This window comes from Pseudomonas sp. R25(2017), from assembly GCF_002112565.1.
Taxonomy (GTDB): Bacteria; Pseudomonadota; Gammaproteobacteria; order Pseudomonadales; family Pseudomonadaceae; genus Aquipseudomonas; species Aquipseudomonas ekonensis.
The window spans coordinates 259,927-282,927 of record NZ_NEHZ01000002.1 but is presented as its reverse complement, the minus strand read 5'-3'; the positions used below and the strand labels follow the sequence as shown (position 1 = coordinate 282,927).

23 protein-coding genes are annotated in these 23,001 nt (G+C 64.4%); 21 read left to right on the top strand and 2 right to left on the bottom strand.

Translation table 11 applies throughout. The annotated features are described in order from the left end of the window. The first annotated feature begins 56 nt into the window (after nt 1-56). The 4 genes from CAG31_RS03780 to CAG31_RS03765 are packed head-to-tail and all read left to right on the top strand — an operon-like array spanning nt 57 to nt 4,421. Nucleotides 57-527 (top strand): (2Fe-2S)-binding protein, encoded by a 471-nt coding sequence (locus tag CAG31_RS03780; protein WP_085578132.1) that lies wholly within the window; start codon nt 57-59, stop codon nt 525-527. Beyond that, nucleotides 524-2,845 (top strand): xanthine dehydrogenase family protein molybdopterin-binding subunit, encoded by a 2,322-nt coding sequence (locus CAG31_RS03775; RefSeq protein WP_085578131.1) that lies wholly within the window; start codon nt 524-526, stop codon nt 2,843-2,845. Before CAG31_RS03780 ends, CAG31_RS03775 begins: the two co-directional genes overlap by 4 nt. Beyond that, the gene (locus CAG31_RS03770) at nt 2,845-3,825 is read left to right on the top strand and encodes an XdhC family protein (protein ID WP_085578130.1); all 981 of its coding nucleotides are present in this window, start codon (nt 2,845-2,847) and stop codon (nt 3,823-3,825) included. Before CAG31_RS03775 ends, CAG31_RS03770 begins: the two co-directional genes overlap by 1 nt. After that, entirely contained in the window at nt 3,822-4,421 is a 600-nt protein-coding gene (locus CAG31_RS03765; RefSeq protein WP_085578129.1) for a nucleotidyltransferase family protein, read from the top strand. Before CAG31_RS03770 ends, CAG31_RS03765 begins: the two co-directional genes overlap by 4 nt. Before the next feature lie 97 nt (nt 4,422-4,518). On the opposite strand, the gene rne is transcribed toward CAG31_RS03765, so the two are convergent. After that, nucleotides 4,519-7,755 carry a ribonuclease E gene (gene rne, locus CAG31_RS03760; RefSeq protein ID WP_085578128.1) on the bottom strand — a complete coding sequence of 1,079 codons (3,237 nt, stop codon included), beginning with the start codon at nt 7,753-7,755 and terminating at the stop codon, nt 4,519-4,521. A 698-nt stretch (nt 7,756-8,453) separates the two neighbouring features. On the opposite strand from rne, the gene rluC reads away from it, so the two are divergent. Genes rluC through CAG31_RS03740 form a run of 3 tightly spaced genes read left to right on the top strand, consistent with a single transcriptional unit; the run spans nt 8,454 to nt 11,076 of the window. Continuing rightward, complete coding sequence (gene rluC, locus CAG31_RS03750) at nt 8,454-9,413, top strand: 23S rRNA pseudouridine(955/2504/2580) synthase RluC (RefSeq protein ID WP_085578127.1); 960 nt, start codon at nt 8,454-8,456, stop codon at nt 9,411-9,413. Beyond that, nucleotides 9,400-10,062 carry an HAD-IA family hydrolase gene (locus CAG31_RS03745; protein WP_085578126.1) on the top strand — a complete coding sequence of 221 codons (663 nt, stop codon included), beginning with the start codon at nt 9,400-9,402 and terminating at the stop codon, nt 10,060-10,062. Before rluC ends, CAG31_RS03745 begins: the two co-directional genes overlap by 14 nt. Nucleotides 10,063-10,086: 24 nt before the next feature. Beyond that, on the top strand, nt 10,087-11,076 hold the full coding sequence (locus tag CAG31_RS03740) for a S49 family peptidase (protein WP_085578125.1): 990 nt from the start codon (nt 10,087-10,089) through the stop codon (nt 11,074-11,076). Between the two features lie 47 nt (nt 11,077-11,123). Here CAG31_RS03740 and CAG31_RS03735 read toward each other — a convergent pair whose 3' ends face one another. Then, on the bottom strand, nt 11,124-11,702 hold the full coding sequence (locus CAG31_RS03735) for a nucleoside triphosphate pyrophosphatase (protein WP_085578124.1): 579 nt from the start codon (nt 11,700-11,702) through the stop codon (nt 11,124-11,126). Between the two features lie 106 nt (nt 11,703-11,808). Between CAG31_RS03735 and CAG31_RS03730 the strand changes: the two genes are divergently transcribed. The 14 genes from CAG31_RS03730 to CAG31_RS03665 all read left to right on the top strand — a co-directional run bounded on the left by CAG31_RS03730 (nt 11,809) and on the right by CAG31_RS03665 (nt 22,989). Continuing rightward, entirely contained in the window at nt 11,809-12,336 is a 528-nt protein-coding gene (locus tag CAG31_RS03730; RefSeq protein WP_085578123.1) for a YceD family protein, read from the top strand. A 13-nt stretch (nt 12,337-12,349) separates the two neighbouring features. Next, entirely contained in the window at nt 12,350-12,532 is a 183-nt protein-coding gene (rpmF, locus tag CAG31_RS03725) for a 50S ribosomal protein L32 (RefSeq protein WP_009406838.1), read from the top strand. A 4-nt stretch (nt 12,533-12,536) separates the two neighbouring features. Continuing rightward, on the top strand, nt 12,537-13,547 hold the full coding sequence (gene plsX, locus CAG31_RS03720; protein WP_085578122.1) for a phosphate acyltransferase PlsX: 1,011 nt from the start codon (nt 12,537-12,539) through the stop codon (nt 13,545-13,547). A 124-nt stretch (nt 13,548-13,671) separates the two neighbouring features. Next, nucleotides 13,672-14,610, top strand: coding sequence for an ACP S-malonyltransferase (fabD, locus tag CAG31_RS03715; protein ID WP_085578121.1), 939 nt, complete (start codon nt 13,672-13,674; stop codon nt 14,608-14,610). A 16-nt stretch (nt 14,611-14,626) separates the two neighbouring features. Then, complete coding sequence (gene fabG / locus CAG31_RS03710; RefSeq protein WP_085578120.1) at nt 14,627-15,367, top strand: 3-oxoacyl-ACP reductase FabG; 741 nt, start codon at nt 14,627-14,629, stop codon at nt 15,365-15,367. 197 nt (nt 15,368-15,564) lie between these two features. Then, nucleotides 15,565-15,801 carry an acyl carrier protein gene (gene acpP / locus CAG31_RS03705; RefSeq protein WP_085578119.1) on the top strand — a complete coding sequence of 79 codons (237 nt, stop codon included), beginning with the start codon at nt 15,565-15,567 and terminating at the stop codon, nt 15,799-15,801. Nucleotides 15,802-15,908: 107 nt separating this feature from the next. Further along, the gene (gene fabF / locus CAG31_RS03700) at nt 15,909-17,153 is read left to right on the top strand and encodes a beta-ketoacyl-ACP synthase II (RefSeq protein WP_085578118.1); all 1,245 of its coding nucleotides are present in this window, start codon (nt 15,909-15,911) and stop codon (nt 17,151-17,153) included. Continuing rightward, nucleotides 17,153-17,968, top strand: coding sequence for an aminodeoxychorismate lyase (pabC, locus tag CAG31_RS03695; protein WP_085578117.1), 816 nt, complete (start codon nt 17,153-17,155; stop codon nt 17,966-17,968). The genes fabF and pabC overlap by 1 nt, the downstream gene beginning before the upstream one ends. Before the next feature lie 3 nt (nt 17,969-17,971). Next, complete coding sequence (gene mltG, locus CAG31_RS03690) at nt 17,972-19,156, top strand: endolytic transglycosylase MltG (protein ID WP_085578116.1); 1,185 nt, start codon at nt 17,972-17,974, stop codon at nt 19,154-19,156. Nucleotides 19,157-19,175: 19 nt separating this feature from the next. After that, nucleotides 19,176-19,808 (top strand): dTMP kinase, encoded by a 633-nt coding sequence (tmk, locus tag CAG31_RS03685; RefSeq protein WP_085578115.1) that lies wholly within the window; start codon nt 19,176-19,178, stop codon nt 19,806-19,808. Then, complete coding sequence (locus tag CAG31_RS03680) at nt 19,801-20,784, top strand: DNA polymerase III subunit delta' (protein WP_085578114.1); 984 nt, start codon at nt 19,801-19,803, stop codon at nt 20,782-20,784. Before tmk ends, CAG31_RS03680 begins: the two co-directional genes overlap by 8 nt. 68 nt (nt 20,785-20,852) lie before the next feature. Then, nucleotides 20,853-21,209 (top strand): PilZ domain-containing protein, encoded by a 357-nt coding sequence (locus CAG31_RS03675; protein ID WP_085578113.1) that lies wholly within the window; start codon nt 20,853-20,855, stop codon nt 21,207-21,209. 14 nt (nt 21,210-21,223) lie between these two features. Further along, entirely contained in the window at nt 21,224-22,009 is a 786-nt protein-coding gene (locus tag CAG31_RS03670) for a TatD family hydrolase (protein ID WP_085578112.1), read from the top strand. 341 nt (nt 22,010-22,350) lie between these two features. Continuing rightward, nucleotides 22,351-22,989 carry a TetR/AcrR family transcriptional regulator gene (locus tag CAG31_RS03665; RefSeq protein ID WP_085578111.1) on the top strand — a complete coding sequence of 213 codons (639 nt, stop codon included), beginning with the start codon at nt 22,351-22,353 and terminating at the stop codon, nt 22,987-22,989. Nucleotides 22,990-23,001: the final 12 nt, after the last annotated feature.

Sequence of the window (23,001 nt, the reverse complement as noted above, 5' to 3'; positions counted from 1 at the left end):
GCCTGCGGCGGCAGATTGCTCGACCCCATAACCTCCATGAATATGCGGGCGTGCCCATGATTACCCTGAAACTCAACGGTCAAGACCATCAACTCGATGTCGGCGAAGACATGCCGCTGCTGTGGGCGATCCGTGACGTCGCCGGCTACAACGGCACCAAGTTCGGCTGCGGCATGGGCCTGTGCGGTGCATGCACCATCCATATCGACGGTTCGCCAGCCCGCAGCTGCATCACGCCGATCGGTTCGGTGGCCGGGCAGGACGTGACCACCCTCGACAACCTGCATGCCGACCCGGTGGGCCGGATCGTCCAGCAGGCCTGGCTCGACACCGCCGTGGCCCAGTGCGGTTACTGCCAGGGCGGGCAGATCATGTCCGCCACCGCGTTGCTCAAGGTAAACCCGAACCCTAGCGACGAGCAGATCGAAGAGGCGATGGTCGGCAACATTTGCCGTTGCGGCACCTACAACCGGATCAAGACCGCCATCCGCCAGGCGTCCACCCACCTGAAGGAGGCCAAGGCATGAGCCGTCTACCCAACGATTTCGCTCTGAGCAACCTCAGCCGCCGGGGCTTTCTCAAAGGCGTCGGCGCGACCGGCGCCCTGGTGCTGGCGGCGAGCTGGGGCTGGCAGGACGCTTTGGCCGAGGACAAGCCCAAGCAGTTCGGCGCCGACGGCATGCCCAACGGCTGGGTGGACGACCCGAAGGTCTACGTCAGCATCGCCGCCGACGGCACGGTGACGGTGGTGTGCAACCGTTCGGAAATGGGCCAGGGCGTGCGCACCAGCCTGTCCCTGGTGGTCGCCGACGAACTGGAAGCCGACTGGGCCCATGTGAAAGTGCAGCAGGCGCCGGGTGACGAGGTGCGTTTCGGCAACCAGGACACCGACGGTTCGCGCAGCATGCGCCACTGGTACGAGCCGATGCGCCGTTGCGGCGCCGCCGCCCGCACCATGCTCGAACAGGCGGCCGCCGCCCAGTGGAAGGTGCCTGTGAGCGAATGCCATGCGCAACTGCACAAGGTCATTCACAAACCGTCCGGGCGCGAGCTGGGCTATGGCGAACTCGCTGCCGCCGCCAGTGCGTTGGCGGTGCCGGCCCGTGACGGCCTGCGGCTCAAGCAGCCGTCGGAGTTCCGCTACATCGGCAAGGAAGGCACCAAGGCCATCGACGGCGCCGACATCGTCAACGGACGTGCCGTGTACGGGGCCGACGTGCATTTCGACGGCATGCTGTTCGCCGTCATCGCCCGGCCGGCAGTGTATGGCGGCACGGTCCGCTCGGTGGACGACAGCGCCGCACTGAAAGTGCCGGGGGTGCTCAAAGTCATCCGGATCGACGGCCGTCCGCTGCCTTCGGAGTTCCAGCCGCTGGGCGGCGTGGCGGTGGTGGCCAGCAACACGTGGGCGGCGCTCAAGGGCCGCGAAGCCCTGAAGATCGAGTGGGACGACGGGCCCAACGCCAGCTACGACTCGGTGGCCTACCGCAAGACGCTGGAAGCCGCTTCGCTGAAGCCGGGCAAAGTGGTGCGCAACACCGGCGACGTCGACAAGGCCATCGCCGCAGCCGCCGGCACCCTGGACGCCTCCTATTACCTGCCGCACCTGGCGCAGGCGCCGATGGAGCCGATGGTCGCCGTCGCCCGCTACAAGGACGGCACCTGCGAAGCCTGGGCGCCGAGCCAGGCACCCCAGGTCACCCGCGAGCGGATCGCCGAGCGTCTGGGCCTGCCGTTCGACAACGTCACCTTCAACGTCACCCTGCTGGGCGGCGGCTTCGGCCGCAAATCCAAACCGGACTTCGTGATCGAAGCCGCGATCCTGGCCAAGGAATTCCCCGGCAAGGCGGTGCGGGTGCAGTGGACGCGGGAAGACGACATCCACCATTCGTATTTCCACACCGTCTCCGCCGAGTACCTCAAGGCCGGCGTGGGCAAGGACGGCCTGCCGTCCGCCTGGCTGCATCGCACGGTGGCGCCGAGCATCAGCGCGCTGTTCGCGCCGGGCATGAACCACGAGGCGGCGTTCGAGCTGGGCATGGGCTTCACCAACATGGCGTACGCGATCCCCAACGTTCGCCTGGAGAACCCCGAAGCCGCCGTGCACACCCGGGTGGGCTGGTACCGCTCGGTGTCCAACATTCCCCATGGCTTCGCGATCCAGAGCTTCGTCGATGAGCTGGCGCACAGGGCCGGTGAGGATCCGCTCAAGTACCAGGTCCGGCTGCTCGGCCCGGATCGGCAGATCGACCCGCGCACCCTGAGCGAAGAGTGGAACTACGGCGAATCCCCGGAGCGCTATCCGATCGACACCGGGCGCATGCGCACCGTGCTGGAGACAGCAGCCAAGGCCGCCGGCTGGGGCCGCAAGCTGCCGAAAGGGCGCGGGCTGGGGTTGGCGGTGCATTACAGCTTCGTCACCTACGTGGCGGCGGTGATCGAAGTCGAGGTAAAGGACGACGGCACGCTGATCGTGCACAAGGCCGACATCGCCGTGGACTGCGGGCCGCAGATCAACCCCGAGCGCATCCGTTCGCAGTTCGAGGGCGCCTGTGTGATGGGGCTGGGCAATGCCGTGTGGGGCGAAATCAGCTTCAAGGACGGCAAGGTGCAGCAGGACAACTTCCATATGTATGAAGTGGCGCGCATGTCCCTGGCGCCGAAGGAGGTAGCGGTGCACCTGGTCACGCCGCCGGGCGACGTGCCGCTGGGCGGCGTCGGCGAACCGGGCGTGCCGCCGATTGCGCCGGCGCTGTGCAACGCGATCTTCGCTGCCACCGGCCAGCGGATCCGCAGCCTGCCGGTGCGCTACCAGTTGCAGGGCTGGCAAAAGGCGCAGGCGTGATGGACAGCGTCGATCTCAACGTCCTGCGCAGCGTGCTCCAGTGGCGCCGCGCCGGGCAGCGGGTGGTGCTGTTCAGCGTGGTGCAGACCTGGGGCACCGCGCCCCGGGCGCCTGGCGCGATGCTGGCGCTGCGTGAGGATGGCGTGGTGATCGGTTCGGTGTCCGGCGGTTGTGTCGAGGACGATCTGATCGCCCGTCTGCACGACGGCCGGATCCCTGCCGACGGGCCGCCGGTGCAGTTGATCACCTATGGCGTGACCCAGGAGGAGGCGGCGCGCTTCGGCCTGCCTTGCGGCGGCACCTTGCGCCTGACCGAGGAGCGGGTCGGTGATCCGGCCTGGGTCGCCGAGCTGATCGCCCGTTGCGATGACCACGAAATCGTCGCCCGGACGCTGAATGTCGAGACGGGTGAGGTGACGTTGCAGGCGGCCGGCAAGCAGGATTCGCTGACCTTCGACGGCCGGGTTCTGCGCGCCATCTACGGCCCGCGCTGGCGGCTGTTGTTGATCGGCGCCGGGCAACTGTCTCGTTATGTGGCCGAGATGGCACGGCTGCTGGATTTCGAGGTGCTGATCTGCGATCCACGCACGGAGTTCGTGCAGGATTGGGAAGCGCTGCACGGGCGGTTCGTCCCCGGCATGCCGGACGACGCCGTGCTGAGCATCCAGGCCGACGAACGCACGGCGATTGTGGCGCTGACCCACGACCCGCGCCTCGACGATATGGCGTTGCTCACGGCGCTCGACTCCAGGGCGTTTTACGTCGGCGCCCTCGGCTCGCGGGTCAACAGCCGCAAGCGGCGCGACAACCTGGCTGAGCTAGGCTTGTCGGAACAGGCCATCGCCCGCTTGCACGGGCCGATCGGCCTGCCCATCGGCAGCCATTCCCCGGCGGAGATCGCCTTGTCGTTGCTGGCGGAAATCGTGGCGTTGAAAAACGGTGCCGGGCAGAAACAGAAAGAGGCAATGGAGAGCGTATGAGTCGATCCATCGGCGTGATTGTGCTCGCGGCAGGCGAGGGCAGACGGTTTCGCGAAGTGGCGGGGGCCGACAAGGACAAGCTGCTGGCCGATTGCACCGGGCGTGACGGCGCGGTGCGCTCGGTGATCGAACAGGTGCTGGTGAATCTGCCGGCGGAACTCGACAGGCGCGTGCTGGTGACCACCGAAGCGCGCCCGCAGGCCATGCGCATGGCGCAGGCGTATGGTTGTGACATCGTCTCGATCGAGTCCACCGGAATGGGCGACAGCATTGCGGCGGGGGTTGCGGCATGTCCTGATCTGGACGGCTGGCTGATTGTGCTGGGCGACATGCCGTTCATCCTGCCGTCGAGCATTGAGCAGGTGGTGGCTGCCGTCGCTGACGATGGCGTCAGTGTGCCGGTGTTCAACGGCGAGTTCGGGCATCCGGTCGGATTTGGCCACGCGTTCGGGCCGAAGTTGCAGGCGCTGTCCGGCGATCGGGGCGCCAGGCGGCTGTTTGAGCAAGGGCGGATGGTGGTGGAGGTGGCGGTGGATGATCCCGGGGTGTTATGGGACATCGATGTGCCGCAGGCGCTGCTTTTCACGCCATCCTGACGTGCCCCTGTAGGAGCGAGCAGGGGATTCACAGTTCGCGAAGGCAAAAAAAGCCCCGCCTGGATCACCAGGCGGGGCTTTTTAACGGCTGTCGGAATCAGACGAGCGGTTTGCTCTCGTGTTCTTTTTCCTCGGACCGTTCGTGCTGCTCGACCGCTTCCTGTACGGAGCGCGGCGCTTCGTCGATCACGGACTCAACCGGCGCAGCGGCTTCTTCGGCGACCTGGGCAGGGGCTGCCTCGACCACGGCTTCAGCGACCGGCTCTACGACGGCAACGGTTGCGGCAGCGGCGGCTGCAGCAGCGGCTTCGGCTTCACGCTTGCGGCGACGCACTTCACGTGGGTCGTTCGGGGCGCGGCCACTCGGGCTCAGGGCGCTGGCCGGAGCCGCTTCTGCTGCTGGTGCAGCTTCGGCGACGGCTGGCGCTTCTTCGACGGCTGGAGCCGGCTCGACAGCCGCTTCCTCTACCTTGGCTTCTTCAACCGGCGCTGCCTCAACGGCAGGCGCAGGCGTTTCGGCGACGGCAGGTTCGGCAGCAGGCTCGGCGGCCCAGTTGAATGCGGTCTGCTCTTCGCGGACTTCACGCACGGTTTCGGTCACGGTTTCAGCGACGGTTTCGACAACCGACTCTTCGACAACGACCGGTGCCTCGGCGACGGCTGGTTCGGCGACCGCTTCAGCCTGAGGCTGTTCTTCGCGGGCCGGAGCCACTTCGACTTCCGGTGCGGCAATCGCTTCCACCGGCGAGGTCGCTTCGACGACCGGCGCTTCCGCTGGTGCAGCGTCCTGAGCGGCGGCGGTGGCGCGTTCGGCCTGTTCGTTGGCCTCGGCTTCGGCCGGTGCGCTGATCACGGTGCCGGCGACGGCAGCGGTGACCGCCAGGCCGGCGGCCAGGTCGGCAGCGGCTGGCGTCGGTACGTTTTCGCCGGATTCGGACTCGTCCGAACCTTCGATCACGTTGCCGTTGGCATCACGCTGACGCTCGCGACGGTTGCTGCGACGGCGCTGGCCACGGGAACGGCGGCGTGGGCGGTCGCCTTCGGCGCTTTCCGAACCGTCTTCCGGCAGTTGCTCTTCGCCGACGACCGGTTGTGCGTTCAGTTCCTCTTCCGCCACGGCGGCAGCGGCCTGCTCGGCACGCAGTTGACGCTCTTCACGCGGAGGACGCGGCGCACGCTCTTCGCGTGGCTGACGCGCCGGACGCTCTTCAGCGGCGGCGGCCGGTGCGGCATCCAGAGGCTCGCGCAGTTCGCGCACGCGCTCTTCACGCTCGCCGCGTGGCTTGCGGTCTTCGCGCGGTGCGCGTGGCGCACGTTCTTCACGCGGGGCACGCGGTGCGCGCTCTTCGCGGGCAGTCGGCGCATCGTCACGGGCTTCGCGAGGCTCACGCAGTTCACGTGGCTCACGGGCTTCGCGTGGCTGACGCTCTTCACGAGGCTCGCGCGGTGCACGTTCTTCACGCGGCGCACGCTCTTCGCGCGGCTTGCGGTCTTCGTCGCGGCGACCGTTACGGTTGCGGCTCTGTTGACGGCCGTTGCGGCGTTCTTCGTTGCGGGCCGGGCGTTCGGTGGCCGGTTTTTCGACCGCGACCGGAGCGGCAGGCTCTTCCTTGCTGGCGAACAGGCTGACCAGGGATTTCACCAGGCCCTTGAACAGGCTTGGCTCAGGCGCAGCGACAGGGGCCGGGGCCACAGGGGCCGGGGCGACGGCTTCGGTCGGAACCGGAGCGTTGGCGCGGGCCGGAGCGGTCTTGACGGCCGCTTCCTGACGTACCAGGGTGCGGGTCGCGGCGGTCGGCTGGGCTTCTTCGGCTTCGGCGGCGGCAGCGGCGATCTCGTAGCTGGACTGGTTGTTCGCCGCTTCCGGGTTGTCGTCGCGCAGGCGCTGAACTTCGAAATGCGGGGTTTCGAGGTGGTCGTTCGGCAGGATGACGATGCGGGCGCGGGTGCGCAGTTCGATCTTGGTGATCGAGTTGCGTTTTTCGTTGAGCAGGAACGCGGCCACCGGGATCGGCACCTGGGCGCGGACTTCGGCGGTGCGGTCTTTCAGGGCTTCTTCTTCGATCAGGCGCAGGATCGCCAGGGACAGCGACTCGACGTCACGGATGATGCCGGTGCCGCTGCAGCGCGGGCAGACGATGCCGCTGCTTTCGCCCAGGGACGGACGCAGGCGCTGACGGGACATCTCCAGCAGGCCGAAGCGCGAGATGCGGCCGATCTGCACGCGGGCGCGGTCGGCTTCCAGGCATTCGCGGACTTTCTCTTCCACGGCGCGCTGGTTCTTGGCCGGGGTCATGTCGATGAAGTCGATGACGATCAGGCCGCCGATGTCGCGCAGGCGCAACTGACGGGCGATCTCTTCGGCGGCTTCAAGGTTGGTCTGCAGGGCGGTCTCTTCGATGTCGCTGCCTTTGGTGGCGCGCGCCGAGTTGATGTCGATGGACACCAGGGCTTCGGTCGGGTCGATGACGATGGAGCCGCCGGACGGCAGTTCGACGACGCGCTGGAAGGCGGTCTCGATCTGGCTTTCGATCTGGAAACGGTTGAACAGCGGCACGCTGTCTTCGTACAGCTTGATCTTGCTGGCGTACTGCGGCATCACCTGGCGGATGAAGGTCAGGGCTTCGTCCTGGGCTTCGACGCTGTCGATCAGCACTTCGCCGATGTCCTGGCGCAGGTAGTCGCGGATGGCGCGGATGATGACGTTGCTTTCCTGGTAGATCAGGAACGGCGCGGAACGGTCCAGCGAGGCTTCCTTGATGGCGGTCCACAGCTGCAGCAGGTAGTCGAGGTCCCACTGCATCTCTTCGCTGCTGCGGCCAAGGCCTGCGGTGCGCACGATCAGGCCCATGTCGGCCGGAGCCACCAGGCCGTTCAGCGCTTCGCGCAGTTCGTTGCGCTCTTCGCCTTCGATGCGGCGGGAGATGCCGCCGGCACGCGGGTTGTTCGGCATCAGGACGAGGTAACGGCCGGCCAGGCTGATGAAGGTGGTCAGGGCGGCGCCCTTGTTGCCACGCTCTTCTTTCTCGACCTGGACGATGACTTCCTGGCCTTCGCTCAGGACGTCCTTGATGTTGACGCGGCCTTCGGGGGCTTTCTTGAAGTATTCGCGGGAGATTTCCTTAAGGGGCAGGAAGCCGTGGCGCTCGGAGCCGAAATCGACGAAGGCGGCCTCGAGGCTAGGTTCGATGCGAGTGATGCGGCCCTTGTAGATGTTGGCCTTCTTCTGCTCGCGGGCACCGGACTCGATGTCCAGGTCGTAGAGGCGCTGGCCGTCTACCAGGGCAACACGCAACTCTTCGGGTTGAGTTGCGTTAATCAGCATTCTTTTCATGTAGTACCGTCGGTTTCCGGGCTGCCGGAAACGGCGTTCGGCACACACGACTTCTCACGGTCGGTGTCAGGTGCGTCGGGAGTGGCTGGCCATTCCCGTGTCCAGCGATGTCCGGCCTGTGGCGCGGGTATCGCGACGTACGCGTCCTGCTTGCTGTGGCTACTTAAGCACTCAGTCAGGAGGAGGAATCAACCGGCGGCTGCGGACGGGATGAAGCGTCTTGATAAAGCCTGTCGCTACGCAGTCCAGCGGTTGTGCATCTCCACCCTACACGTATCCCTGATAATTCGGGTGCTGCCGCGCGCAGAATCCGCAGCGGGTTGGCATTTACCGTGAGCTCCGGTTTGGGGAGGTCACGCATCATGGCTTTTCAGGCGATGTTTCCGACGCCTTCGCTCGGGGTCATCCGCAGACGACTGCACTTTGTGAACTGGCCGTGAATATGGCGCGCCTGGCGAGTGGAAACTCTGCCTGGCGGCGTGAATCAGGCCTCATGTCACCTGCGCTCGTTGCATCTGCAAACTCCACCGTTACGTAGCGAAAGCCCCGTAGGACGGCCTTGCGTCCTGGTGAATTGCGTTGGTCAGGGCCGGTCTTTGACCGTGGTTCCGCTGTCCAGGCCGCTTTTGGCGGCGTTCGCGACTATAGCAGCAATGATTAAGTGCTTCAATTCCATAAAAATTGTTATCATCCGCGCCATGACGACTACGACCCCTCCGACTTCCGGCGTTCAAATGCTTGAGGTCTCGCCGGAATATGCCGGCCAACGAATCGACAATTTCCTTCTCGCCCGCCTCAAGGGTGTGCCCAAGACATTGATTTACCGCATTTTGCGCAAGGGCGAAGTGCGCGTGAACAAGGGTCGGATCAAGCCTGAGTACAAGCTGCAGGCCGGCGATGTCGTGCGCGTGCCGCCGGTTCGCGTGCCTGAGCGCGACGAGCCGGTGCCGGTCGCCCAGGGCCTGCTGCAGCGCCTGGAAGAGTCGATCGTCTACGAAGACAAGGGCCTGATCGTGATCAACAAGCCTGCCGGCATTGCGGTCCACGGCGGCAGCGGGCTGAACTTCGGCGTGATCGAGGCCTTTCGTCAGTTGCGTCCGGATGCCAAGGAGCTGGAGCTGGTGCACCGCCTCGACCGCGACACCTCCGGCCTGCTGATGATCGCCAAGAAGCGCAGCATGCTGCGCCACTTGCACGAGCAATTGCGCGGCGACGGCGTCGACAAACGGTACATGGCGCTGGTACGCGGCCATTGGGCCACATCGATCAAGCAGGTGCGGGCGCCGTTGCTCAAGAGCAACCTGCGTTCCGGTGAGCGCATGGTCGAGGTCAACGACGAGGGCAAGGAAGCGTTGACCGTGTTCAAGGTGCTGCGTCGCTTCGGCGAGTTCGCGACCATGGTCGAGGCCAAGCCGGTGACCGGGCGTACCCACCAGATCCGCGTGCACACCCTGCATGCCGGGCATTGCATCGCCGGTGACAGCAAGTACGGCGATGACGATTTCACCAAGGAAATCCGCGAGCTGGGCGGCAAGCGTCTGTTTCTGCATGCGTACATGCTGACGGTGCCGCTGCCCGACGGCGGTGAACTGAAATTGCAGGCCCCGGTGGACGACATGTGGGCCAAGACCGTGGAGCGACTCAGTGCGGCACCCTGACTACGAGCTGCTGATCTTCGATTGGGACGGCACGCTGGCCGATTCCATCGGTCGGATCGTCGAGGCGATGCACGTCGCCTCCGAGCGTTCCGGCTTTGAATTGCGCGATGATTCTGCCGTCAAGGGCATCATCGGGCTGGGGTTGCCCGAGGCGATCCGCACGCTGTACCCGGAGATCGGCGATGATGAACTGATCGCCTTCCGCGGGCACTACGCCGATCACTACATCGCTGCCGAAGCCGTGCCTTCGCCGCTGTTCGAGGGCGTGGCGGAATCGCTGGAATCGTTCCGCGCCGACGGCTACCGCCTGGCGGTGGCGACCGGCAAGGCCCGGCGCGGTCTGGATCGGGTGCTGAGGGCGCACGGCTGGGAAGATTATTTCGATATCACCCGCGCCGCCGACGAGACCGCGAGCAAGCCGCACCCGCTGATGCTTGAGCAGATCCTCGCCCATTGCGGCGTGGAGCCTGCGCAGGCGCTGATGGTCGGGGACTCTTCCTTCGACCTGCAGATGGCGCGCAACGCCGGCATGGGGTCGGTGGCGGTCAGTTACGGCGCTCAGCCGATCGAGGCGTTGCAGGTGTTCGAGCCGCGCCTGGCGATCGATCGCTTTTCCCAATTGCATGCCTGGCTGGGGCAGCAGGCCTAATACGTTTTCGCTGGGGTGGATGGCATGACCGACGAATGGAAAGCACCGGCCAAGGCAAGTGCCGACGACGGTGACGCAAAGAGCTGGAAGCTGCTGGAGAAGACCCTCCTGGCCAGCGTGCAGGAACAACGCCGCTCGCGGCGCTGGGGGATCTTCTTCAAGCTGCTGACGTTCGTGTACTTGTTCGTTGCGTTGATCCTGTTCACGCCGCTGATGGACATGGAAAAGAACGCCACCCGCGGCTCGAACTACACGGCGTTGATCGACATCAACGGCATGATCGCCGACAAGGAGCCGGCCAGCGCCGACAACATCGTCGGCAGCCTGAGGGCGGCGTTCGAGGACAAGAAGGTCAAGGGCGTGATCCTGCGGATCAACAGTCCTGGCGGCAGTCCGGTGCAGTCCGGGTACGTGTACGACGAGATCAAGCGCCTGCGCGGCCTCAATCCGGACACCAAGCTGTATGCGGTGATTTCCGATCTCGGGGCGTCCGGTGCCTACTACATCGCCAGTGCGGCGGACCAGATCTATGCCGACAAGGCCAGTCTGGTGGGCTCCATCGGCGTGACGGCGGCGGGTTACGGCTTCGTCGGCACCATGGAGAAGCTGGGGGTCGAGCGTCGCACCTACACTTCTGGTGAGCACAAGTCATTCCTGGATCCGTTCCAGCCGCAGAAGCCTGAAGAGACCGCGTTCTGGCAAGGTGTGCTGGACACGACGCATCAGCAGTTCATCAACAGCGTCAAGAAGGGGCGTGGCGACCGGCTCAAGGACAAGGAGCACCCTGAGCTCTTTTCCGGCCTGGTCTGGTCCGGCGAGCAGGCCTTGCCGCTGGGGTTGATCGACGGGCTGGGCAACGCCAGTTCGGTGGCCCGTGACGTGATCGGCGAAAAGGAGTTGGTGGACTTCACGGTGCAGGAATCGCCGTTCGACCGTTTCTCCAAGAAGCTCGGCGCCAGCGTGGCCGAGCAGTTGGCGATGTGGATGGGCTTTCACGGTCCGTCGCTGCGCTGAGCGCTTGCTGACAACGGAAACCGGCCTTGAGGGCCGGTTTTTTGTGGTCAAGGGATTTGCACGCCCTCGGCCAGCAGCATGTCGGTCAGGCGGATCAGCGGCAGGCCGACCAGGCTGGTGGCGTCCGGGCCTTCGGTGCGCTGGAGCAGGCTCACGCCCAGGCCTTCGGCCTTGAAGCTGCCGGCGCAGTCGTACGGCTGTTCGGCGCGCAGGTAGCGTTCGATGCGGGCTTCGTCCAGGATGCGCATGTGCACGGTGAAAGGGATGCAGTCGATCTGGCAGTGGCCTGTGCGGCTGTTGAGCAGGGCCAGGCCGGTGAGGAAGGTGACGCCGGCGCCGCTGGCGGCCAGCAGTTGTTCGCGGGCCTTTTCGAAGGTGTGCGGCTTGCCGATGATGCGCTCGCCGAGCACGGCGACTTGGTCGGAACCGATGATCAGGTGGTCGGGGTGGCTGCCGGCAAGGGCGCGGGCCTTCTGTTCGGCGAGGCGTTTGACCAGCTCGGTGGCGGACTCGCCCGGGCGGTGGCTTTCGTCGATGTCCGGCGAGCGGCAGGTGAACGGCAGGCGCAGGCGGCTGAGCAATTCCCGGCGGTACGTCGAGCTTGAAGCGAGTAATAAAGGCAGCATTCGCGTCTCCTGAGGCAGGGGCGGGATTCTAGCGGAGGCAGGCAACTGACGGACAGGGCGGAATTTCCTTTGACATGGGCGGGGGCATCCCTATAATGCTGCGCCTATGTTGAATGACCCGATTCCACCTCACGTTGACCCGCGCAAATTGGCTGATCGTGGCGCCACCCTTCAAGGTGAGCTGCTGCTGGCCGATTTGGAGAGACTCTGCGACCCGCTTTCCGACGATGTCGGTACGGTGCAGGCCAAATTCGTTTTTGAACGAGATGAACGTAATGCCGTGGTGATCCACAGCGTTATCGACACTGAAGTCAAAATGGTTTGCCAGCGTTGTCTTGAGCTGGTCACCCTGCCGATCCACAGCGAATGCAGTTACGCGGTGGTGAAGGAGGGTGCGAATACCCAGTCGTTACCGAAAGGTTATGACGTGCTGGAACTGGGCGAAGATCCTTTGGATCTGCAGTCACTGATCGAGGAAGAGCTTCTGCTCGCCTTGCCCATTGTGCCTGCTCATCATCCGGAAGAATGCCAGCAGCCGGCGGGCGCAGATGAGCCCGAGCCGAGCGAGGACGAGGTAACGCGGTCCAACCCGTTCAGTGTATTGGCGCAGTTAAAGCGTGACCCAAACGTTTAGGAGTTAATCAATTATGGCTGTTCAGCAGAACAAAAAATCCCGCTCTGCCCGTGACATGCGCCGTTCGCACGACGCTCTCGAGGCGAACGCTCTGTCCGTGGAAAAAACCACCGGTGAAGTACACCTGCGTCACCACGTATCGCCAGAAGGCGTATACCGTGGCCGTAAAGTGATCGACAAGGGCGCCGACGAGTAATCACTTGTCCGCTCAAGTCATCGCGATTGACGCAATGGGCGGGGACTTCGGTCCCCGCAGCATTGTTCAGGCCAGCCTCGCTTGCCTCTCCGCCACACCCTCGCTGCACCTGACCCTCGTCGGTCAACCCTCCCTGCTTGAAGAACTGCTCAGCGGCCAGTCGGCTGCGGATCGCTCGCGCCTGACGATCATGCCGGCGTCCGAAGTCGTCACCATGGACGAAAAACCCGCCCAGGCCCTGCGCGGCAAACCGGACTCGTCGATGCGCGTCGCCCTTGAGCTGCTGCGCGACGGCAAGGCCCAGGCCTGCGTCAGCGCCGGCAACACCGGCGCGCTGATGGCGCTCTCCCGCTTCGTGCTCAAGACCTTGCCCGGCATTGACCGTCCGGCGATGGTCGCGGCCATCCCGACCCAGACAGGCTATTGCCAGCTGCTCGACCTGGGCGCCAACGTCGACTGCAGCGCCGAGCATCTGCTGCAGTTCGCGGTGATGGGCTCGGTGGCGGCGCAGACCCTGGGCATCGCCCGTCCGCGGGTGGCGTTGCTGAACATCGGCACCGAAGACATCAAGGGCAACCAGCAGGTCAAGCTGGCCGCCACGCTGCTGCAGGCGGCCCGGGGCATCCATTACATCGGGTTCGTCGAGGGGGACGGTCTGTACCGGGGCGAGGCGGATGTCGTGGTGTGCGACGGCTTCGTGGGCAACATCCTGCTCAAGTCCAGCGAAGGCCTGGCGGCGATGATCGCGGCGCGGATCGAGGCGCTGTTCAGGAAAAACCTGGCGTCCCGTGCGATCGGCGCGCTGGCGTTGCCGTTGATGAAGCGTTTGCAGGCCGATCTGGCGCCGGCACGGCACAACGGCGCGAGTTTCCTCGGGTTGCAGGGCATTGTGGTGAAAAGTCACGGTTCGGCAGGGGTGCAGGGCTTTCAGAGCGCCATTCAGCGTGCCCTGATCGAAATTCAGGAGAACCTGCCCGAGCGTCTTCACGGTCGTCTGGGTGATTTGTTGTCTTAGGCGTTTTCGTCGGACAATGCTTAAATGTGACCGCCCGGTTCAAAGGGCCATCCAACTGTCAGTTTCTTGCGTCCCCCGGCGGGGCGCCAATTCTTCGACGACAAGATCATTAGGGGCTTGTTACATGTCTGCTTCCCTCGCATTCGTCTTTCCAGGACAGGGTTCGCAGTCCCTCGGCATGCTGGCCGAGCTGGGCGCGGAACATCCGTTGATCCTCGAAACCTTCAAAGAGGCCTCCGACGCCTTGGGCTACGACCTCTGGGCATTGACCCAGCAGGGCCCGGAAGAGCTGCTCAACCAGACCGACAAAACCCAACCCGCCATCCTGACCGCCTCCATCGCCCTGTGGCGCCTGTGGCTGGCTGAAGGCGGCGCGCGTCCGGCGTTCGTCGCCGGCCACAGCCTGGGCGAGTACAGCGCGCTGGTCGCCGCCGGCAGCCTGAGCCTGGCCGATGCGGTCAAGCTCGTCGAGCGCCGCGGCCAACTGATGCAGGAAGCGGTTCCGGCCGGCCAGGGCGGCATGGCCGCCATCCTCGGCCTGGAAGACGCTGACGTGCGGGCTGCCTGCGCCGAAGCGGCACAGGGCGAAGTGGTCAGCGCAGTCAACTTCAACTCGCCGGGCCAGGTGGTGATCGCCGGCGCCAAGGCAGCCGTCGACCGCGCCATCGAGCTCTGCAAGGCCAAGGGCGCCAAGCGTGCCATGCCGCTGCCGGTCAGCGTGCCGTCGCACTGCGAGCTGATGCGTCCGGCCGCCGAGCGCTTCGCCGAAGCCGTCGCCGCCATCGATTGGCAGGCGCCGCAGATCCCGGTGGTGCAGAACGTCAGCGCGCAGGTGCCGGCGGATCTGGACACCCTCAAGCGCGATCTGCTGGAGCAGCTGTACAAGCCGGTGCGTTGGGTCGAGTCCGTGCAGACCCTGGCCGCCCATGGCGCCACCAGCCTGGTCGAATGCGGTCCGGGCAAAGTCCTGGCCGGTCTGAACAAGCGCTGCGCCGAAGGCGTATCGACCTCCAACCTCAACACCCCAGACGCTTTCGCTGCCGCCCGCGCAGCGCTGGCCTGAATCAGGAGAAGCTTGCATGAGTCTGCAAGGTAAAGTTGCACTGGTCACCGGCGCCAGCCGTGGCATCGGCCAGGCCATCGCCCTGGAACTGGGTCGTCAAGGCGCCATCGTCGTCGGCACCGCGACCTCCGCCTCGGGCGCCGAGCGCATCGCCGCCACCCTGAAGGAACACGGCATCCAGGGCACCGGCCTGGAACTCAACGTCACCAGCGACGAATCGGTCAGCGCGGTGCTGGCAAGCATCCAGGAGCAGTTCGGTGCGCCGGCGATCCTGGTCAACAATGCCGGCATCACCCGTGACAACCTGATGATGCGCATGAAAGACGACGAATGGTACGACGTGATCGATACCAACCTGAACAGTCTGTATCGCCTGTCCAAGGGCGTTCTGCGCGGCATGACCAAGGCGCGTTGGGGTCGGATCATCAGTATCGGCTCGGTGGTGGGTGCCATGGGCAACGCCGGGCAAGTAAACTATGCGGCCGCCAAGGCCGGTCTGGAAGGTTTCAGCCGTGCGATGGCTCGTGAAGTCGGTTCGCGTTCGATTACGGTCAACTCGGTGACCCCAGGGTTCATCGATACCGATATGACCCGCGAGCTGCCGGAAGCGCAGCGTGAAGCCTTGCAGACGCAAATTCCGCTGGGTCGTCTGGGGCAGGCTCAAGAGATCGCATCCGTGGTCGCTTTCCTTGCCTCCGACGGCGCGGCATACGTGACCGGGGCTACAATCCCGGTGAACGGCGGGATGTACATGTAAGACAAATGTGACGGATTGCTTCAAAAAAATGTCATACGAGCTGTCTAAAATCCGTTATAAAGCTGCAATCTATTTTATAGGCAGGGGGCCGCAGGGTTCGAGGAGTGAAGCTTTCAGTTGAAAAGCTGAAAAGCCTTTCTATACACTTACCCACTGGCCAGCTGCCTGAATTTGTCCATTAGGAGTGAAAACAAGGTATGAGCACCATCGAAGAGCGCGTCAAGAAAATCGTTGCCGAGCAACTGGGTGTTAAAGAAGAAGAAGTGAAGAACGAATCTTCCTTCGTTGACGACCTGGGTGCCGACTCCCTTGACACCGTTGAGCTGGTGATGGCTCTGGAAGAGGAATTCGAGACCGAAATCCCTGACGAAGAAGCCGAGAAGATCACTACCGTACAAGCTGCAATCGATTACGTTAACGCTCATCAGGCGTAATAGTTTGTAATCGTTGTTCGCTGTCATGGAAAAACCGCACTGCCATCATGGCGTGCGGTTTTTTCTTTAGGTCTGATGCAAATCGTCATTTGAAAAAGGAGAGTGCTGTGTCGCGTAGACGCGTCGTAGTCACCGGTATGGGTATGTTGTCGCCACTGGGCACGGACGTGCCGAGCAGTTGGCAGGGCATTCTGGCTGGCCGCAGTGGCATTGGTCTGATCGAACACACCGACCTTTCTGCCTATTCCACCCGTTTCGGCGGCTCGGTAAAGGGCTTCAATGTCGAGGAATACCTGTCGGTCAAGGAAGCGCGCAAGCTCGACCTGTTCATTCAGTACGGTCTCGCGGCGGGCTTTCAGGCCGTGCGCAACGCCGGCCTGGAAGTCACCGACGCCAACCGCGAACGCATCGGCGTGGCCATGGGTTCGGGCATCGGCGGACTGACCAACATCGAAGAGACCAGCCGCACGTTGCATGAGACCGGCCCACGCCGGATTTCCCCGTTCTTCGTGCCGGGCTCGATCATCAACATGATTTCCGGTTTCCTGTCGATCCACCTGGGTGCACAGGGCCCCAACTACGCCATCGCGACGGCCTGCACCACCGGCACGCACTGCATCGGCATGGCCGCCCGCAACATCATGTACGGCGAAGCCGACGTGATGATCGCCGGCGGTGCCGAAATGGCCGCCTGCGGCTTGGGCATGGGCGGCTTCGGTGCCTCCCGTGCGCTGTCGACCCGCAATGACGAGCCGACCCGCGCTAGCCGTCCATGGGACAAGGGCCGTGACGGTTTCGTGCTGTCCGACGGCGCCGGCGCCCTGGTGCTTGAAGAGCTGGAGCACGCCAAGGCCCGCGGCGCGACCATCTACGCCGAGCTGATCGGCTTCGGCACCAGCGGCGACGCCTACCACATGACGTCGCCGCCCGCCGACGGCGCCGGTGCCGCGCGCTGCATCACCAATGCGCTGCGCGACGCGAAGATCAACGCCGACCAGGTGCAGTACATCAACGCCCACGGCACCTCGACCCCGGCCGGCGACCTCGCCGAAGCCCAGGCGATCAAGACCGTGTTCGGCGACCATGCCTACCGGCTGGCGGTCAGTTCGACCAAGTCCATGACCGGCCACCTGCTGGGTGCGGCGGGCGCGGTCGAGGCGATCTTCAGCGTGCTGGCGATCAACAGCCAGGTGGCGCCGCCGACGATCAACCTCGATGAGCCGGACGATGGCTGCGACCTCGATTTCGTGCCGCACACCGCGCGCAACATGGACATCGACGTCGTGCTGTCCAACTCCTTCGGGTTCGGCGGCACCAACGGCACGTTGGCGTTCCGTCGGTTCGCCGGCTGATGGACTGCTGGGTCGACGGTCAACCGGCTGACGCACTGTCGCTGAAAGATCGCGGCCTGGCCTACGGCGACGGTCTTTTCGAGACCATCGCCGTGCGGGGCGGGCAACCGTTGCTGCTGGACCGGCATCTGGCGCGTCTGGCCGAAGGCTGTTCGCGCCTGGCCATCGCGGCCGATCCCGAGCGGATCCGCGATGAGCTGTCGAGCTATGCGCTTGCGATGGGGGAGGGTGTGCTCAAGCTCATCCTCACCCGGGGCGACGGCCAGCGCGGTTACGCGCCCGACACGACGGCGCCGGGGCGGCGCATTCTGCAGGCCAGCCCTGCGCCGTCCTATCCCGCCGCCCACGGTGAGCAGGGCATCCGCCTGTTTCCGTGCAGCACGCGCCTTTCCCACCAGCCGCTCCTCGCCGGGCTCAAGCACCTCAACCGACTCGAACAGGTCATCGCCCGCAGCGAATGGCAGGACAGCGAGCACGCCGAAGGCTTGATGCTCGACCAGGCCGGCCGGGTGATCGAGGGTGTGTTCAGCAACCTGTTCCTGGTGCGCGACGGCGTCCTGGTCACGGCGGACCTGAAGCGCTGCGGGGTGGCCGGCGTGATGCGCGCCGAGCTGCTGTCACAGGCCTGTGCCCTCGGAATTGCCACCCAAATCACCGACATCGGCCTCGAACAGCTGCAATGGGCCGATGAAGTGTTTGTCTGCAACAGCGTCTATGGCGTCTGGCCGGTACGTGCCTGCGCTGCACTGAGCTGGCCGGTTGGTCCGCTCACCCGTAAACTGCAAACCATTGCCCGCGCGCTACTGGATGCCTGATTCGTGAGACGTAAACTTTTGCTGCTGCTGGAGACCGGACTGGTTCTGGCAGGGCTGCTGATGGGCGCCAGCGCCTGGAAGATCCATTCGGCGCTGGAACAGCCGCTGAACATCACGCAGGAAGAACTGCTGAATGTTCCCAAGGGGTCGACCCCCACCCGCACGTTCCTCGGGCTCGAAGCGGACGGCGTCATCAAGGACGCTTTCTGGCTGCGGGTCTATTGGCGATTCAACCTGGCCGGAACCCCGATTCACAGCGGTGAATACCGCATGCAGCCGGGCATGACCGTCAACGGGCTGATCGAGTTGTGGAAGCGGGGCGATGTGGTTCAGTACAGCCTGACCCTGGTCGAAGGCTGGAACTTCCATCAGGTGCGCGCCGCCTTGGCCAAGGACGAGAAGCTCGAACAGACCCTCAACGGCCTCAGCGACAGCCAGGTGATGGAGAAGATCGGCCATCGCGGCTTGTTCCCGGAAGGCCGTTTCTTCCCGGACACCTACCGTTTCGTGCGTGGCATGAGCGACACCGAACTGCTCAAGAAGGCCTTCGACCGCCTGGACGAAGTGTTGGCCAAGGAGTGGGAGAACCGCTCGGCCGATGCACCTTACACCGAGCCTTACCAGGCGCTGATCATGGCTTCGCTGGTGGAGAAGGAAACCGGCGTGCCTCAGGAGCGCGGCCAGATCGCGGGCGTGTTCGTGCGGCGCATGGCGCTCGGGATGCAGCTGCAGACCGACCCGACCGTGATCTACGGGCTGGGCGACCGCTACACCGGCAAACTGACCCGGGCCCATCTCAAGGAAGCCACGCCGTACAACACCTATGTGATTCCAGGATTGCCGCCGACGCCGATCGCCATGGTCGGACGCGAGGCGATCCATGCCGCCCTCAACCCGGTGGAAGGCAACAGCCTGTATTTTGTCGCCCGGGGCGACGGCAGCCATGTGTTCTCCGACGACCTGGAGGCGCACAACAACGCGGTGCGCGAGTTTCAGCTCAAGCGCCGTGCCGATTACCGCTCCAGCCCTGCGCCGGCCGGCCAGGCCCCGACGCAGGAGACCGCACCGGCAGGCGATGACGTGATCCCCGCCGCCGCGCCCGATGCTGCGCCGGAGTCGTTGCCGCCGGTTCCGCCGCAGGAGCCGGCGCCGGCCCCTGAGGCGACCGCTCCGCAAACGACGCAATGAATTTGATGAAGGACTGTCCGTGACTGGCTTGTTTATCACCCTGGAAGGCCCGGAAGGCGCCGGCAAAAGCACCAACCGCGAATACCTCGCCGAGCGGCTGCGCGCCGCCGGCATCGAAGTGGTGCTGACCCGCGAGCCCGGCGGTACGCCGCTGGCCGAACGCATCCGCGAGGTGCTGTTGGCCCCGGCCGACGAAGTCATGAACTCCGACGCCGAACTGCTGCTGGTGTTCGCCGCCCGTGCCCAGCACCTGGCCGAAGTGATCCGTCCGGCGCTGGCCCGGGGAGCGGTGGTGCTGTGCGACCGCTTCACCGATTCGACCTATGCGTACCAGGGCGGCGGCCGTGGTTTGTCGCTGGAGCGCATCGCCGCGCTGGAAAGCTTTGTCCAGGGCGATCTGCGTCCGGACTTCACGTTGGTTTTCGATTTGCCGGTGGACGTCGGTCTGGCCCGGGCCGCTGCCCGTGGCCGGTTGGATCGGTTCGAGCTGGAAGGTCAGGCGTTTTTCGAAGCGGTGCGCGGCGCGTTCCTCAAGCGGGCCGAGGCTGACCCAAAGCGCTATGTGCTGATCGATGCCGCGCAGCCCTTGGCGCAGGTTCAGCAATCCCTCGACGCCTTGCTGCCGCGTCTCCTGGAGCGCAGCCGTGGCTGAAGCCTACCCCTGGCAGGACAGCCTTTGGCAGCAACTGGCCGGACGCAGCCAGCACGCCCACGCCTACTTGCTGCACGGGCCTGCCGGCATCGGCAAGCGGGCGTTGGCCGAACGGCTGATGGCCAGCCTGTTGTGCCAGCGCCCGACACCGGACGCCTGCGGCGAATGCAAATCCTGCCTGCTGCTCAAGGCCGGCAGCCATCCGGACAACTACATCCTGGAGCCGGAGGAGGCCGACAAGGCGATCAAGGTCGACCAGGTGCGCGATCTGGTGAGCTTTGTGGTGCAGACCGCGCAACTGGGCGGGCGCAAGGTGGTGCTGATCGAACCGGTGGAATCGATGAACATCAACGCCGCCAACGCCTTGCTCAAGAGCCTTGAAGAGCCTTCCGGCGATACCGTGCTGCTGTTGGTCAGCCATCAGCCGAGCCGCCTGCTGCCGACGATCAAGAGCCGCTGCGTGCAGCAGGCCTGTCCGCTGCCGGGCGAGGCGATGAGCCTGAATTGGCTGGCCGGCGCCTTGCCGGAATGTTCCGAAGACGAGCGTGTCGAACTGTTGACCCTGGCCGCCGGTTCGCCGCTGGCGGCGGTCACCCTGCACAATCAGGGCGTGCGCGAGCAGCGGGCGCAGGTGGTCGACGGGGTGAAGAAGCTGCTCAAGCAACAGCAATCGCCGATGCAGCTGGCCGAGGAATGGAAGAATATTCCGATGCTGCGCCTGTTCGACTGGTTCTGCGATTGGTCGAACCTGATCCTGCGCTATCAGTTGACCCAGGATGAAACCGGCCTGGGTCTGAGCGACATGCAGAAGGTCGTGCAGTACCTGGCGCAGAAAAGCGCCCAGGGCAAAGTGCTCGACATTCAGGACTGGATCCTGGCCCAGCGCCAGAAGGTGCTGAGCAAGGCCAACCTCAATCCGGCGCTGTTGCTGGAGTCGCTGCTGGTGCAGTGGGCGGGCTTGCCTGCCCAGCGCTGACGCTTGCGAGAGCGCCGCAAAAGCGGCGGTGTGTGCCTAGACTCTGAAGATCAGCAGTGGAGGTCAACATGAATGAACCTGTCAGCCCCGGGCCGCGCAACGGCATCCTTTCCCTGACCATCAAGGACAAGTCGGTGCTGTATGCCGCCTACATGCCGTTCATCAAGAACGGCGGCCTGTTCATCCCGACCAACAAAAGCTATCGGTTGGGCGATGAGGTGTTCATGCTGCTGCACCTGATGGACGAGGCGGAAAAGATACCGGTCGCCGGCAAAGTGGCCTGGATCACCCCCAAAGGGGCGCAAGGCAACCGCGCGGCGGGCGTCGGCGTGCAGTTCAACGATGGCGACAACACCGCCCGCAGTCGCATCGAAACCCATCTGGCCGGAGCCCTGAAGTCCGACCGTCCCACTCATACGATGTAAGTTGCAGTCCTTTTATGCTTGTAGATTCCCATTGCCACCTCGATCGCCTTGACCTCGCCGCCCACGACGGCTCCCTGGATGCCGCACTGGACGCCGCCCGGCAGCGGGGTGTCCGGCACTTCCTGTGCATCGGCATCAGTGCCGACAACGCCGCCGACGTGAAAGCGCTGGCCGAACGCTACGACGACGTCGACTGTTCGGTGGGCGTGCATCCGCTGGACGTCCAGCCGGGCGCGTCGCCGGCGCTGGATTGGCTGTTGCGTGAAGTCGATCACCCCAAGGTGGTGGCCATCGGCGAGACCGGGCTGGACTACCACTACGAACCGGAAGCCGCCGAACTGCAGCAGGAATCCTTCCGCCTGCACCTGCAGGCCGCGAAGCAGACCGGCAAGCCGGTGATCATCCATACCCGCGGAGCGCGCGAGGACACCCTGGCGCTGCTGCGCGAGGCGGCGCTGCCCCAGGCCGGCGTGCTGCATTGCTTCACCGAGGATTGGGACATGGCCAAGGCCGCCCTGGACATGGGCTATTACATTTCCCTGTCGGGCATCGTCACGTTCCGCAACGCCGATGCGCTGCGCGATGTGGCCAGCCGGGTGCCGGCGGACCGCCTGCTGGTGGAGACCGACTCGCCGTATCTCGCGCCGATCCCGTACCGGGGCAAGCCGAACCTGCCGCAGTACGTGCGGGAAGTGGCAGAGTTCCTGGCGATGCTGCGTGGGGAAAGCTACGAGAGCTTTGCCGCGCAGACCACCGCGAACTTCAGGCGGCTGTTCCCGCTGGCTCACGTAAGCGCCTGAATCGCGGGCAAAAAAAACCCGGGTTCTGGGGGGTGAATCCGGGTTAAGACCATTAGGAGTAAAACAAAGGCACGCGGTCCTTTGGTACCTTTACCGGCGCGGCACTTGGGGGAGATGCCGCCCGACAGTTCAAGTATTGATCAGTCTGGCGTTCAGTCCAGTGGGTCGGCCGGGGTTTTTAAACAAATTTGGAATACGATCGCTTCGGTTGAGTTCTCATTCCCGGGCAAACGTTCGTGAAACGAACGGGAAACACAGATATGGTCGGATGATCCGTGCATTTTTGCGCAAGTTAGGCATAATACGCGGCTTCGTATTTTGACCCCTACAGACCTTTTCTTATGCACAAAGAACCTCGTAAGGTCCGTGAGTTTCGTCGCCGCGAGCAAGAAATTCTCGATACCGCGCTCAAGCTGTTCCTCGAACAAGGTGAAGACAGTGTCACCGTCGAGATGATTGCTGATGCCGTGGGTATCGGCAAAGGCACGATCTACAAGCACTTCAAGTCCAAGGCGGAGATCTACCTGCGCCTGATGCTCGATTACGAGCGGGACCTGAACGCGCTGTTGCATTCGGCCGATGTCGACAAGGACAAGGAAGCCCTGTCCCGTGCCTACTTTGAATTCCGCATGCGCGATCCGCAGCGTTACCGCCTGTTCGACCGGCTGGAAGAAAAAGTGGTCAAGGGCAATCAGGTGCCGGAAATGGTCGAGGAGCTGCACAAGATCCGCGCCTCGAACTTCGAACGTCTGACCCTGCTCATCAAAGGCCGCATCAGCGAAGGCAAGCTGGAGGACGTGCCGCCGTACTTCCACTATTGCGCGTCCTGGGCGCTGGTGCACGGTGCCGTGGCGCTGTATCACTCGCCGTTCTGGAGCAACGTGCTGGAGGACCAGGAAGGTTTCTTCCAGTTCCTGATGGACATCGGCGTGCGCATGGGCAACAAGCGCAAGCGTGACCCTGAAGCGCCGACCAACTGAAGCCATTCAGTT

Excerpts from the sequence above, each read along its gene's own strand:
- CAG31_RS03775 (WP_085578131.1), top strand. The coding sequence starts at position 524 with ATGAGCCGTCTACCCAACGATTTCGCTCTGAGCAACCTCAGCCGCCGG.
- rluC (WP_085578127.1), top strand. The coding sequence starts at position 8,454 with ATGACGACTACGACCCCTCCGACTTCCGGCGTTCAAATGCTTGAGGTC.
- CAG31_RS03675 (WP_085578113.1), top strand. The coding sequence starts at position 20,853 with ATGAATGAACCTGTCAGCCCCGGGCCGCGCAACGGCATCCTTTCCCTG.
- fabG (WP_085578120.1), top strand. The coding sequence starts at position 14,627 with ATGAGTCTGCAAGGTAAAGTTGCACTGGTCACCGGCGCCAGCCGTGGC.
- CAG31_RS03740 (WP_085578125.1), top strand. The coding sequence starts at position 10,087 with ATGACCGACGAATGGAAAGCACCGGCCAAGGCAAGTGCCGACGACGGT.
- CAG31_RS03770 (WP_085578130.1), top strand. The coding sequence starts at position 2,845 with ATGGACAGCGTCGATCTCAACGTCCTGCGCAGCGTGCTCCAGTGGCGC.
- CAG31_RS03765 (WP_085578129.1), top strand. The coding sequence starts at position 3,822 with ATGAGTCGATCCATCGGCGTGATTGTGCTCGCGGCAGGCGAGGGCAGA.
- acpP (WP_085578119.1), top strand. The coding sequence starts at position 15,565 with ATGAGCACCATCGAAGAGCGCGTCAAGAAAATCGTTGCCGAGCAACTG.
- rpmF (WP_009406838.1), top strand. The coding sequence starts at position 12,350 with ATGGCTGTTCAGCAGAACAAAAAATCCCGCTCTGCCCGTGACATGCGC.
- fabD (WP_085578121.1), top strand. The coding sequence starts at position 13,672 with ATGTCTGCTTCCCTCGCATTCGTCTTTCCAGGACAGGGTTCGCAGTCC.
- rne (WP_085578128.1), bottom strand. The coding sequence starts at position 7,755 with ATGAAAAGAATGCTGATTAACGCAACTCAACCCGAAGAGTTGCGTGTT.
- CAG31_RS03735 (WP_085578124.1), bottom strand. The coding sequence starts at position 11,702 with ATGCTGCCTTTATTACTCGCTTCAAGCTCGACGTACCGCCGGGAATTG.
- pabC (WP_085578117.1), top strand. The coding sequence starts at position 17,153 with ATGGACTGCTGGGTCGACGGTCAACCGGCTGACGCACTGTCGCTGAAA.
- CAG31_RS03670 (WP_085578112.1), top strand. The coding sequence starts at position 21,224 with ATGCTTGTAGATTCCCATTGCCACCTCGATCGCCTTGACCTCGCCGCC.
- CAG31_RS03730 (WP_085578123.1), top strand. The coding sequence starts at position 11,809 with ATGTTGAATGACCCGATTCCACCTCACGTTGACCCGCGCAAATTGGCT.
- CAG31_RS03665 (WP_085578111.1), top strand. The coding sequence starts at position 22,351 with ATGCACAAAGAACCTCGTAAGGTCCGTGAGTTTCGTCGCCGCGAGCAA.
- CAG31_RS03780 (WP_085578132.1), top strand. The coding sequence starts at position 57 with ATGATTACCCTGAAACTCAACGGTCAAGACCATCAACTCGATGTCGGC.